The organism is Parapedobacter tibetensis (assembly GCF_024704835.1).
Classification (GTDB): Bacteria; Bacteroidota; Bacteroidia; order Sphingobacteriales; family Sphingobacteriaceae; genus Parapedobacter; species Parapedobacter tibetensis.
Genome location: NZ_JAMXBE010000006.1, coordinates 1 through 13,855, shown reverse-complemented (window position 1 = coordinate 13,855; position 13,855 = coordinate 1). Strand labels below are relative to the sequence as shown.

General features: G+C 48.0%; 8 protein-coding genes. 1 reads left to right on the top strand and 7 read right to left on the bottom strand.

Annotation, left to right across the window (positions count from 1 at the left end):
- A complete protein-coding gene (locus NF543_RS11620; RefSeq protein WP_257668296.1) occupies window positions 1–1,455 on the top strand; it encodes a RagB/SusD family nutrient uptake outer membrane protein in 1,455 nt (484 codons plus the stop codon).
- A 360-nt stretch (window positions 1,456–1,815) separates the two neighbouring features.
- Here NF543_RS11620 and NF543_RS11615 read toward each other — a convergent pair whose 3' ends face one another.
- From NF543_RS11615 to NF543_RS11585, 7 genes are all read right to left on the bottom strand, one after another.
- Complete coding sequence (locus tag NF543_RS11615; RefSeq protein ID WP_257668295.1) at window positions 1,816–3,024, bottom strand: C10 family peptidase; 1,209 nt, start codon at window positions 3,022–3,024, stop codon at window positions 1,816–1,818.
- A gap of 655 nt (window positions 3,025–3,679) precedes the next feature.
- A complete protein-coding gene (locus NF543_RS11610; RefSeq protein ID WP_257668294.1) occupies window positions 3,680–3,850 on the bottom strand; it encodes a hypothetical protein in 171 nt (56 codons plus the stop codon).
- 365 nt (window positions 3,851–4,215) lie between these two features.
- Window positions 4,216–4,746, bottom strand: a complete 531-nt coding sequence (locus NF543_RS11605) for a hypothetical protein (protein WP_257668293.1) — start codon at window positions 4,744–4,746, stop codon at window positions 4,216–4,218.
- Window positions 4,747–4,750: 4 nt separating this feature from the next.
- Window positions 4,751–5,647 (bottom strand): RHS repeat-associated core domain-containing protein, encoded by an 897-nt coding sequence (locus tag NF543_RS11600; protein WP_257668562.1) that lies wholly within the window; start codon window positions 5,645–5,647, stop codon window positions 4,751–4,753.
- A 274-nt stretch (window positions 5,648–5,921) separates the two neighbouring features.
- Window positions 5,922–9,359: a DUF6443 domain-containing protein gene (locus NF543_RS11595; protein WP_257668292.1), complete on the bottom strand. Its 3,438-nt coding sequence runs from the start codon at window positions 9,357–9,359 to the stop codon at window positions 5,922–5,924.
- Window positions 9,356–9,772: a hypothetical protein gene (locus NF543_RS11590; protein WP_257668291.1), complete on the bottom strand. Its 417-nt coding sequence runs from the start codon at window positions 9,770–9,772 to the stop codon at window positions 9,356–9,358. Before NF543_RS11590 ends, NF543_RS11595 begins: the two co-directional genes overlap by 4 nt.
- Window positions 9,773–9,783: 11 nt before the next feature.
- Window positions 9,784–13,017, bottom strand: coding sequence for a hypothetical protein (locus tag NF543_RS11585; protein WP_257668290.1), 3,234 nt, complete (start codon window positions 13,015–13,017; stop codon window positions 9,784–9,786).
- Window positions 13,018–13,855 lie beyond the last annotated feature (838 nt).

The following is a 13,855-nucleotide window of genomic DNA, read 5'->3' as shown; positions in this document are numbered from 1 at the left end:
ATGAAAACGATAAACATGATATGGATAGTGCTGCTGATAGTTGTTTGCTCTTCCTGTGAGGGTTTTCTTGACGTAGAACCCAGCAATGCCGGTGATGCCAACACGTCTATCAAGACCGCCGCAGATGCGCAGGTGGTGATCAATGGCCTAATGAGGAGAATGACCCATCAATACTACTACGGCCGTAATTTCGTCATGTATGGTGATGCCAAGGGCGGGGATTTGACTATCTTTTCTCAAGGGCGGGGGTTGGATGCGCTGTACACTTTTAACCATACGCAATCCGCTAATAATTACGGCACGTATTGGTCCCATTTATATGAGGGCATCCTGCAAATGAACAACCTGCTTGAAAACATTGAAAAGTTGGAACAAGAGGGAACTATTGAAGATTTCGACAATGCTAAGGGACGAGCGCTAACGGCCAGGGCACTTATCTATTTCGATTTGGTAAGGCTCTACGGCAAGGCTTATACCGATGACAAGGCATCGTACGGTGTTCCGAATGTGACTGAACCTCTGGAAGATACCGCGCAGCCATTACGCGCTAGTGTAGAGGAAAACTACATGCAGATATTGGCCGACCTGACCACTGCCGCTCCACTGCTTTCAAAGCAAAAATCCAATGGATACATGAATTACTATGCAAACAAAGCCTTACAGGCTCGTGTGCACCTGTATATGGGCCACCATGCCGAGGCATTGAGTGCTGCGGAAGAAATCATCAACGATGGTGTTTATTCCTTATACGCCAACAATGCGTGGGTTGACTCCTGGAAAACACAGTTTGGCACCGAGTCCATCTTTGAATTGGGTATTTTTCCGAACGAAGGAGATTTAGGTTCTGGCTCGTTGGGCTTCTATTTGAGACGCCGTGGCGACAGCCCCACAGCCGCCGGGTGGTTCATGGCCAGCGACTATTTCCTTGACCGGCTCGGGGAAGATGAAGACGATGTGCGCTGGGGTGTGATGGCCCAAGATGAATCCGAAACGCCTCGGTTGGGGTCTTGCTATAAGTACAGTGGAAGCGTAGCATTGGAAGGTGACGGTAAACCAGAAAACAGCACAGCGGTAAACATTAAGGTAATCCGCCTATCAGAAATCTATCTGATCGCGGCCGAAGCGGCCTTGCCAACAAATCCAGCAGCGGCAGCGGGTTACCTGAATGAAATCCGCAAGCGGTCACCTAATCTGCTACCAGCCACAGCAGCTACCATTACGCTGGATATGATTCTGGATGAACGAGGCAAAGAGCTGTTTGCCGAGGGCCATCGCTTTTTCGATATGATACGCCTGAATAAATCGATTACCTTCAACGATGATTTTGCCGGAATATCTATACCTCACCGGGAAAAAACGATAGACCGGAGTTTCTATAAAACAATACTGCCCATCTCACAGGGAGAGATTGACGCTAACCCCGGGATCGAAAGCCAACAGAATCCTGGGTATTGATTGGCCATTGCGATGAATAAATATTGGGCTTTGCCTCTTCGGAGACAAAGCCCAATTTTGCTATGAGGAAGCTAATAATAATTTAATATCAAGAGATAGGCAATGCCCCAAAAATAGGGAAAAAATTCTGAAAGGGCTTTCGTCCAGTCGCAAACAGCCGCAGCTTACCTTTACCTGAAGCAGCGAGAACTTACACAATATTATAAGAATAAGGATTCATTCCACCAGAGTCAATTAAACTCAATTCGATAGAATTATTGATTACAACCGAATTACCATCACCATTATCGTTTTCTTACAGCCAAACACGGTCATTATAATTAGAATATGGGGGGGAAAGTTTTCATAAGTGGTAATAATTTAAGGTGCAATACTTGTAACCATTTGTCTATTGTCGTTAAAGTTATATATGCCTGGATTAAAGTTTCCATCAGAATACCATCCATTTTCGTGACCGCCCCAACCCCAATTCATATACAAATATTTAAAAACCATCCAAACAGGATTAGGACACACACCAACCTGTTGCCAATATTCAATAGCGCCATCTGCTACCCACATATGTCCAAACCCTCCTGATGCACCAGACAATATTACCGGTCTGTTATTTTTTATCGAGGAAAAAACAGTTGCAAAGCTGTAATTAGCCTTGGTTGCCGAAGAGTAACCAAAATGATAGAAAACACCTCCCGTATTATGGCTGCTACTTACTCCTGTACCGTTGCAATCTATCGATCTTAGATGGCTTGGTATAGTATCCCATATATCTCGGATAAGCTGTGCTGTAGCAGCAGTACCATTATCTGTTGGCATATTAGACCAGTCATAGCTTGTAGGATAGTTGTGGTACCTCATTACCTGCGCAATTGCAACCGGAACACATCCTGCATAGGCTCTATTATTAAAAAGACAGGGGGTATTAGTACAGGATACTACTGGCATTTGGTCGTTATAGCCGCAATCCTGATTCCAATTCGTTAATAAAAGTGGGCCATATTCTTCGACATGGTCTTCACAAGCTGGTTGGGGCCCTGGCCCTTCTCCTTCGCCAAGGGGATGTACATCATTATTAACAAGAAGAGACGGATTTTCCCACAGTTTTTTTATGTCCGGTGTTTGTTCAATGTTCTTCTCTCTCACAGCTTTTACATAGTCTTTGTGAACATCGAGCCAGTTGACTAATCCAGGAAAATATTCGGCATTATTTGTTCTAAAACTATTCGTTTCAGAGTAAGCAAGGATGGGTGAAACCCTATTATCCGCAGACAGAATAACAAACCCCCCGTTTTCGTAATTTATAATATAAAAAGCTGCTTCGGAGTTTTCGTCCATAATGGGAGATACCTCTTTTATCTTTTTACGCGGGGTGCTTACACTTGATTGTTTTTGGACGGTAGTCTTACTCCAACTAAACTTAGAAACGACATCAAGTGCTTTTTCTTTAGAGACGAAGTTCTCAGACTCTTGTAAATTTTGTTCATCGTGTAAATCACCTTTATTACAAGAAAAATTCACAAACAGCGCAGTTAATAATAGCGCGATGAATTTGAGTTTGTTTAAGTTTTTCATAATTATTTAATGGTTAGTGAAATAAATATAAGACTTTAAATTTACAATATATTTTCACGCAAGCAAGAAAAAAATCAATTTGACAAAAGAAACTTAAAGTATTATGCTTCGGAAATTGCGCACAGTATCTTCGTAAAGTGTGACCTCAACTTTTTGGTTGCAACTACATCAAATCTCTTCATAGCTGCACAGAGAAAGAGGGCATATAAATGCATTGGAATCGTTTGTCTTAAGGGCTGCGGCGTTTGGAAATGGGCCGGAACCGTTTGTATATGGCGTCAAACCGTACGGAAAATATGCCAAACCGTACGGAAAATGGAGGTAACCATACGGTAGTAAGGCAGCATAAAACGGTTTCGGGTTAAAGGCATACGGCAATGGGGTATTACCAAACGCCGCGGGTGTAAAACCGTATGCCGGAGCGCCATAACCATCCTATTCCAAGCCATCGGCGTATGGAAATATACGGTAACCATACGCCGGGAAGGCATTGTCGTATGCCGGGACCCTGGAATAAAACGGTTCCGGGTTATTGACATACGGAAACGGTCCAAAACCGTATGCCGGAGGCATATAGCCGAACGCCGCAGCGCCTTCACCGTACCGTTACAACCTAAAACCATATGGTTATAGCCTAAAGCCGTACGGAAACGCTTCATTTCCGTACGGAAATAACCCCCGGGTACCCACCGGGCTCCTTAACCATACGGTTCCAGACCAAAACCATACGGAAATGCGCCATTTCCGTACGGAAATAACCCGCCGGCGTATGCCGAAGCACCAGAACCGTATTATTATAAGCCTTTTCCAAACGGTAGCTGGGCATTTCCAAACGGTTCTAGGGGGCCAAAAATAAACATTCCGTGGCCAAAGTTGTTTGTCGCTGCCGGCTCGACCGTAGAATCCCTGTCTAGGGGCTTCCTTGCTGAAACCAAGGGCAGTATCGAAATCTACATTCAACGTTGGTAAACCATATCCGTAGTCAGCGGAGAAACTTCCATCTTTGTTTTTTATCCCACTGTGGACAGCTCCTATACCGGAAGGGTTTTCCCAAGAAACAAAAACACGAGCGCCATCGAAGCTCGTCGGTCGGTAACCATCGTCATTCAATATCGCCCCCATGGCTTCCGAATATCGAGAGGCATCCTCAATTACAATGGTGCCCCCTGCAAATGTGAGACACTGACAGGATTATACCCCAAACATCATCCGGTAAAAATCAGCGTACTTCTCTCCGCCGGCCGCATCTCCGCATTCTTCGGCCATTTGGATGTTTAATTGCTCGTCGTAATATATTTTATCGTCCAGTCCACTTTTTTGGAAAAACACAGCGGCTATCGATATGGCATCTAAAAAGCTTGAACCATTACAAGCACAACAACAGATGACATTTTCGGAACCGAGCTCAAGCATGACAATTTCTTCAGATAATCGGTAAACTGCTAGTTCATCTACTTCAAACCTTCCAAAAATAAAATAGTCCTCCGTTTCTTCTATTGCTGTATTAAATTCGATCATTCCGATACTTAACATAGAGCAATCGTAGCGCTCAACTAATTCCAATACCGGATTTGTTGAAAAGCTTGACACATCCATTTTTGGCAATACGTTGAAGCCCTTTTTCAGGTCTTCGATATAAGCGTCCGATACTCCCTTTGCTTTTAATAAGTCGGCTTCTATCGGAATTCCTCTCAATGCGGTTACAAATTCGGTTGCTGTCATATTGCTATAATTCATTCATTAACTGATGGTGAATTCTCCGTATATCTTCCTCATCCTCATATCGGATGGCAGTATAGGTGCCAGTTTTGCCAACCCCTTCGTATTTGCCTGTGGACTTGTTATAGCGATATCCTCCATAAGTATTGTACGTGATTTTTGTCCCTACGCCATTTCCTTTATCGTCTTTTACGTCGGAACGGCCTGTCACTTCAAAATATTGTTCAGTATCACTGTCGAAATATAGCGTATTCAAATCCCGTCCCGCGGTAAACTGCATGCCAATGGAATGTGGGTTTCCGCTCAAGCTGCTGAAAATATCCAATGCCAAACCAAAGATCCCCAAAGCGTTACCGGCTTTACCTAATCCCCTTGCCCGACCTCCCCTATTTTGGTGAAGGTCAGAAAAATATTTCCGGTGGGCAGCTTCAGGTATGCCTGTAGCCATCTTCCCTTGGTCTATATGGTGGTGGATTAATTTCCCGCCCTTATAGTCAGCATGGGTTTTGTTGTATTTTATCCACTGGTCATCAACAGTGGGGGTGCCTCTTGTCCTTATCTTTTGAACATTATCCGAACTAAACATTTCTGGGTACTTATCTAGCATTTGCCGCCAAAACCAAGCCCCATTTCGGGGATGCCCTGCGGCGTTGATTTTGCTCCCGGGTGCATTGGACATGTCAACTTGCTTCCCGAATAACTTAATCGGGTCTGTGCTGCTTGCCTGCTCCGGAGCCGTTCCGTTAAAATCCTCATAATTTACCGGGTTATTGAAGCTGTACACGTACGGACTATGGCTAAGGAACATTTCAGCAGCAGGGTCGGAAACATTCCACCTACCCACTTCGGGGTCGTATAGCCTGTCCCCGTAATCGTATATCGAGTTATTCAACTCTCTGTCTATGCCTAAAAATCCTTGCTTTTGCTACTAAACTCATGACAAAGAACACCAGCAGATAAACGACCACAGACCAAAAGATTATATTCAACAGCAGGAACCACAAAGACAAATCTATCAATTCGTTCCAATTTACAGGATACGAGGAAAAAAACAGCAAAACTTTTTTGAAATAACTGTTTCCGCCCCAACTAACCAAAAATATGGAACCGAATGTTGAAACCATCCCGTAGATCAAGAAGAATATGAGCGATATTTTAAGAGCTATTCTGTTTTTCATCTATTGTACTCCTTGTTGTCTTAACCATTCTACCACAACATTTCTTATCCTGTCATAAGTATCATCACCCGGTCTTGCCAAATCATAATGAGGTCCCTCGCCCGTGTTATTTGGGTCGCTGTTTTGGCGGCTACCTTGTATGAACTCCAGAATATTTTTTGGATTACTTAATTTATCTCCCGGAATATCATATCGCAATACTTGTCTTATATTCTTATTACTCGTTAAAGACTTATAAAGTTCAGACTTTGTCGATATTGGACTGCCGATTAAAACCAAGTTATCTATTTTATGTCCAGCGTTGGCTAGTCTAAGGGCAACATGTGCCTGCAAAACCGCTCCATAACTATACCCCATCAAATTGAATTGCTCTCCCTCAGCTAATGGCGAATCTTGTATGTTACTCAAAATAGCTCCATATGCCTTGTCTATTTGCGCGTCTTGAACAGGGATACGTTTATTATATATCCCCCGCGCACTTCCTAATGGATCGCTTCTATTGTAAATTGGAGTTAGTTGATACGAAGAACTTCGTGCAGAAGAGGTAAAGTATATATCACCAGTAGGTGTACTACCATTCCTTAAAGATATAGGATTATCATGAGACGCATTGATACGGGTAAAACCTCCAATTCCTCCATCAGTTACAGCCCGTTGCCACATACTTGTATAATTCCAACCTATCTGGTCGTTACCTGCACCTCCGACCCAGAAGATACGTTTACCGTCTGGGTCTATTGCATTAATTGGATTATTCGCAACATACGTAAAGGGTGATAATGTATAATACTTGTCTGCCATTGGATCCACGCTTCCCCATCGTCCAATCACTGGGTCATACAGCCTCGCGCCGTAGTCGTACCTGTCAAGCCCTGCCTGCAGCTCTTTCCCGTTATAAAGGTAGTGATTTTCTGTTCCCGAGATTGCCCCCACGCTGATTCTTTTCCCGAAAGCATGGTAGTCGTCCGATTGGATGCGCCTTGCCGTGGTGCCATCGATGTCAAACGTAACCCTTACGTTGCCCAGGTGGTCCGTCAGGTTGTACTCGTAGGCATAGGTCGTGGCGTTCACCCGCCTTGCGATGCCCGCCTCGGTCTGCACGAAATCGATCGTATTGCCCGTGTACCGGATACCGTCCGCGTAGTGTGTGGCGATGCCGCCCTTCGTCCTTGTGAGTTTTTTCCCCGTGGCATCGTAGGTGTAGGTGGATGCGTTCGTGCCCGTCACCGTAGCGGGCAGGTTCAGCACATTGTAGGTGAAGGTATTCGTGCCGTCCGTGAGCGCGTTGCCGTTTACGTCATACGTATAGCTCCGCGTGATGCCCCCGCTCACGCTGGTGAGCCGGTTGCCGTCCGTGTAGCTGTAGGTCTGAACGGCTGCGCTGCCCCGCTTCAATGCAGTGATGTTGCCCATCGCATCGTAGGTGATGCCGTTCTCGGTGTAGGAAGCGGGCGTACCCGTTCCTGCCGTGGCCGCCGTCAGCCGGTTCAGCCTGTCATACGTGTACGTGTAGCTCTTGGCCGTCTGGCCTGCTGTTGTCCACAGCTGGTTGGCGACGTTGCCGTTGTATTGCGGCGTGGTGCCCGTGTTGTAACGGAGCTCCAACTGGAGGAACAAACCCGCATTGCCCGTGCGGAGCCAGCCCCGCTCGTTGTAACCGTGCGTCACCGTCTGCGCGAACGTGCTGCCGCTCAGCCGGTGCAGTTTGCGCTGGTACAATTGCCCCACTCCATTGTATTCCTGACGGGACAGCAACACCTCCGTGCTCGATGCATTGCCCGTCTTCTGGTAGGTGTCCGTCCGCCGCCGCAGGTGGTCGTAGTCGTAGCGGGTCTCCACCAAGGTGGATACGCTGGACATCGTATGCGTGCGGCTGGTTTTCACCACATCCCCCGGGAAATTATAGGTCGTCGTCACCACATCCGTGCCGCCCAGGTGGTTCTGGGTCTTGGTCTGCACCACACGGCCCTCCGTATCGTAGTAGGTATTGGTCAGCAGGCGCGTGGAGGTGCCCAGCGTGTTCACCCGTACGCCTGTCTGCAACCCCCGTACCTGCGTGCGCTGGCTGCCCGTGGGGTTGCCGTGCGTGTTGCTATGGAATGCGTAGTCGTCGTAGTAGGTGATTGTGTAGTAGGCGCTGATGCCTGTCTTGGGATGCACGTTGTTCGTGTAGCCCATACCTGTGCCGCTGGCATTGCCGTTGTCGCGCGCCTCGCAGTTCTGGGTCTGGCCATTGAACATAGTTTGCCACGATGCCCGCGTTGCGCTGCTGCTGATCAGCCCCGTCACCACCGTGCGGCCCAGCGTATCGTACTTGCTGAACAGCCATTGGTTTGCCGCCTTCATTTTTGCATCCCGGCTCAGCACCAGCTGGTCAAGTTTGTTGTACACCATTTCCTCCCAGCCCTTGCCGGGTATCTTCTTCTCGGTCACCCGCCGCAGGCCGTCGTATTTGTAGGCGTAGATGTACCGGCTGAAGTTTGCATCGGCCTCCGTGAAGCTGGTGGCCGTGAAGCCCGGCGGGATCACGTACAGCAGGCCGCCCCAGGCATCGTATACATAATAGGTGATGCGCGCGGTGCTCTCGGTCTGCCACACACGCTTGGCCACCACCGCCCCGCGCTTGTCGGTATATTCCTCGGCGGTGCCGATCTTTCCGGTGGTCCAGTTCTCGTCCTTGCTCACCGTGAGCAGCAGGTCGCCCGCCGGATAGTACGCCGTACCGCTGGCGCCGTTGCCCGTCAGCGTCCACAGCCGGATTGTGCTGGCCGCATTGGTGGCGTAGTCTGCTTTCTGGGTATGGCCCGATCCGCTGATGCCGGTATTATACGGCTGCCATGCCGCGCCGGGTGCGCCCTGCTGGGCGATGCGGTTCAGCGGCGAGGGCTCGTATACCGGCTGGCTGTAGGGATACGGGGTCTGCACCACCCCGGCATGGGTGCCCTGATAATAGCTTACCGCAGCAGTGGCACCGTCAGTCTTATAGGCCCCACCCACCGTGGACGCCACGTATGGCAAGTACTGGCGGTAAGGGCGCCCGAGATCGTCATAGGTCTGGTGGGTCACCAGGTCCTTGGTACCAGCCGAGCCGTTGATCACGATGGACTGCATCGGCCTTCCCAGCCCATCGAAGTACTGCACTTCCTGTATGGAATTGGCCGTGGTAAAGGAGGAAGGGACGGTGGTGCTTGCCGTTTTGTACGTGATGGCATGGATGTAGTTGTAGTTGCTCAGCACGCCCGAGCTGGATGTACCGATGAACGCATGGAAATTACCCGTGCTGTGGAAGCCCGGAGCGAGGGTGATGCTCACCGGATCGGTATAGGTGCCCGTTGTGTTGGGCTGGTTGAGCGTGAGCTGCGCATTGGACGGCAGGCACCAACACAACGCGGCGGTGACCACAAAGAGGTATTTCCGGATACTGAAGGGACTTCTCATAGCTTCGGATCAATGGTTTTGTCTTTTTCTTCCTGCGGTTTCGGGGGCAGCGGCCGCCTGGCGGGTGGCACCCGTTCGAGCGACTGCACAAGCACCCGGAGCTCATCATATGTCAACACCTTACTCAGGGCAATGTCCCGCTCGGCCGCAAGCCGCTGCCATTGCAGGCGTTGGGGTTCGGTGATATCCGCGCTGATGGACAGCTTTTCCTTGGCCAGCTGATACACGCGGAGGATATCCTGTATGGCACCCAGCTTGGCGGTATCGGCGGTGGTGAACGTGTGGCTGCGTATCCGCTCGGCTTGCAGGTGCAGGCTGTCCGGATGTTGCTTGTCGCGTTGGCCTTCCCGTACCTGTGCCCGGGTTTGCAAGCCTGCGGCTATCACCAGTATGCTAATCAGTAATGTCTTCATGGCCTGTAAAGTTATTGTTTGTAATGGTATTGGATACTCCTGACCAGGTTGCCGTTGTTGTCCTTTTCGGCGTTTAACCGGTGGAAATGGTCGTATTCGTAATAACGGATAAGGCCCTTGGCATCGGTTTCGCTGGTCATGCCCACCAGTGGTTTATACGTGTATGTGCTTACCTGAGCGGGTACCGATCCGCTATTGAGGTTGGTTCGTATGGCATTTAAATGGGTACGCAAGGTCGCGTCGCTGGCGGGGTTGTTCAGTATGGAGGACGTCACCCAAGCACTCACCGTGGTGTAGCTGCTGCCAAGTATCTTCGCCACGGGATAGGTACCGTAGTAGCCCCAAAGGTAGACTTCCCGTGGGCCTCCCACCTGGTATTTCTCCTGCAGGTTGCCCCGGCTATCGTACGAGGAGAAGATGGTCTCACGGTAATCCGTTGCCGAAGTAAATTGCTTCAAGTTAGCCAAGTGTATCTTCGAACCTGCGAAAATACCGAATGCATATTTCGCGCCGCCAGTGACCTTGGTAGTACCGCCGTCTGGCGTTTCCGTTACAACGATTTCCAGCGGCTGCCAATAGTGCCGAGCATTTAGCGTGTTTTTTATAGACTGCTCGCTAGCGATAAGGCCGAAAGTAAAATCACCAACAGCATTGAACGCATAGCGGTAGTTCGTACTCCTTACCGTACCGTTATTCAGCATAACCTTTTCTTCCTTTAATAGAGGATATCCATTGTCGATATGGTAGTCATATTCCGTCAACCGCTCCTGGAATGTACCGGTAACCGGGTCATATATACGTTCGCGCATAATTTCGACATTGGTGAACTGACTCGTCAGAATGTAATCCCTATAGCAAAACACCACATTGGGTTGAAAATAACCCACTACTTTCCATCCGATTTGGCTGTTTTCATTATACGGTCCATTACTTGAATCTATACTCCACCCATTCCCGTCATAATAAGTTTCCTTTAAGAGTTGACCATCGTTGTTATATACTTTTTCCTCCTGTAGCTTTCCACGCTTCCAGCTCGCATCAAGTTGGGGCGTAATCGGAAAATCATACATATATCCCCCAACTGGAAAGCCATCAAGCGCAAAAGTATATGTACGATCCGCGTAGCCATTTCCTTCTTCGATCGTGCGTACCTCGGAATAGACGACATAAGAGCCGTTCTGTGCTGCCAATGGGTAGGTGCTTTGCCCGCTGAGTTTAAGATATCTGCAATCCCGATTATCACATCCTCCAATATTAGCCATACGCACGGGACTAACCAGCAGGCCACTTGTCAATGATGGATCTGAAAACAAATTATATAAATAACTTGTCGTATTGGTTTTTCCCGATATGGGATCATAATCACTTACCGATTTCACGCGGACCCCTCCTGCATTATTGTTATTGGCTCGATAAGCTCCTCCATATCTGCCTATCAAATTATCAGATTGGTGCAATTCCGGCCAATGACATTGAACAACGGCAACCTCCGTATCATTACCTTGATACACCTCAATCCGATAATTTCCGTTATCAAGAATCCAGTCACCGATCTCTTGCCCATAGAAACTCATAATCTCATAGTCGCCAACCGCGTATACCCGAATTATCTTAACGGTAACATCCATATTACCTATTATGGAATTAAAATGCAAGAAAAAGGTAAAACTGGCAGTACCTTCGTCACTATCTATGGTAAAGGTCTTGTTTATAACAGGGGTGTAACTGTTAACAAAAGGTACAGCCTCTTCAGAAAAACCTGCAAAGGTAACATTGGAATCATCGGAACCTATCTGCGAATCCTCTCTTAATAAAACTTGATTTCCTTCATATATAAACTCCCGGTAACCACCCGTTGGATAGATGATTTTTTTTAACGTATTGGCAATACTAAATTGCGGAAATGCCCGACGATCAGCCAAGTTATCAATTTGATATGTGGCATCTAAGTAATAATATTTACCGTTGGGCATGAATGTCGAATTATTGTCTTTGCCATTATAATATCCCCAATAGTCTACTGCTCGAGAATCTCTCCGGGGTAAATTCACCGATTCAATATATTCAAAGGTGTGGGTGAGGCTATCCTCTAAGACGTCGCCCACTTCCACTAACTTGGATAGTTTGAGACGTTTAACCTGATTGTCTCCACCAGATTCACCCGGTTTACTAAAGTATCCGTAATGAAATTTATGTGCCTTTATAAATTGGTTATTTCTTGCATAAAGGGAAACCTCATCCAACTTACGGCCACCAGAAAAGTCTAGGCGATTTGAGGACGAGCGGAATATTATCGAGTCCACTCCCCCTTCGATTTTAGTGAGAATATATTCATTCGTCTCGTTCGTAACGAAAATTTCATCTCCGAAGCCTTCGTTCGGAGAACAATCAAGGCCCCACACCCCCGAAATTGGCTTATAAGCGGAAGACAGTGTGTAGAAACTGGACCAACTGGACACGTAAGTAAACTTTATGGCATTTTCGCTACTCATGTCCTTGATTTCAGCTAAATGCCATGAAGAGATGTATACTGGGGATGGGTTAGGAATAGAATATCCTAAAGCACTGGTATATAAGAGGTTAGTATAATCTACATAATTGACGGTTTGTTCACCATTCATTCCAAAATAGTATTTATTGCCGCTTTGATCCGTAATAATCCAACCCTTAATGACATTATTCATCATTTTCTTCTCAATCTTAATCGGTTGCTGACTGACAATATGGGGTTCACCTGATTCATCAAAGAAAAATTTACCGCTTATCCCGTTGCAGTCAAAATAGTACATGTCGGGTTCCATATCCAAATTCCCCGCGACAACATCCGACAGATTGGACACTTGAGGATTTCCCGGAAAACCGGATGGTTTCAAAGAAGCATGGAGCATACCGCCGTTAGTGATATCATCATCCGGTACGCCGTTCATCACGCGGGTGATGCGCCCGCCTGCCGAAATACTGAACCCCAGCCCAACCCAACTGGCGATTTCCTCGACCCGGATACCGCCATTGGCATAGCTCAGCGTCACCGGTACGCTGAGGCTTCCGGCGGTCACCTGGTATAAGGGTATCTGGATGGGGGTGGTGCCGGTATAACTTCCCTGCGGCCGCTGGGTCACCTTGAACAGAGCTGCCGCATTAGGCGTAACGGTGGTTACCTGGGGAACGGAACCGTCGTATTGGGCATGCGTCGCAAGGTCCGCAAGCAAACCGCACACCAGGAAAATGTATCTTGCATTCGTCATATCTGGTTTTCTAAGTTTTCCATAAAATTGGTCTATTTCCTATTTTGAATTTTGATGGGAATGTATATTCTCTGACCCTGTTCTCAATACATCGATCTCCTTCCGCAGCTCGATGACATACAGGCTCAATTCTTCCACCTTCTCCAGGAGCCTCCGGTTCATTTCACCCAGATCGATGCCTTCGGCTTCCGCTTCCTCCGCACTCGGCATACCGGGCAGACGGCCGTGCTGCTTGATATAGGCTTCCAAGTCGGGCAACGGCTGTAGTGCATAATCCTCGTGGAACACATAGTCCGGCCAGTTGGCTATCTCCACTTTGACCTCCNGCAGACGGCCGTGCTGCTTGATATAGGCTTCCAAGTCGGGCAACGGCTGTAGTGCATAATCCTCGTGGAACACATAGTCCGGCCAGTTGGCTGTCTCCACTTTGACCTCCTTTGCGCGGATGCGGCCGTTCACGGAGAGTTTATCAACCGGCGTGATGGTGCCGATGCCTACGTTGCCTAAGTTGTTTACCAAAAAAGGGATATTGTCCAAGACGCCATCACTATCAGAGTCGGTCCTTACAGCAAAGGCATCTTTAGCATCATTACCGTAGATATCTATCAAAAAATGGCCCCACATTCTTCCGGTGATGGATGCAGCCAGTTGGGTGACCCCCGGGTTAAGTGAACTGACATTGAGGCTGTGGGTGAGTTTGACTTCGGCCGCACCGCCGAGTTTTATCGATCCGTTGACCTCTAATTTTTCCTGTGGGTCAGCAACACCTATCCCTACGTTTCCATTTGGCGGGAAAAAATTGGTCTGTGCCAGGCATACCGAGGTGAAAGCCAGCGGA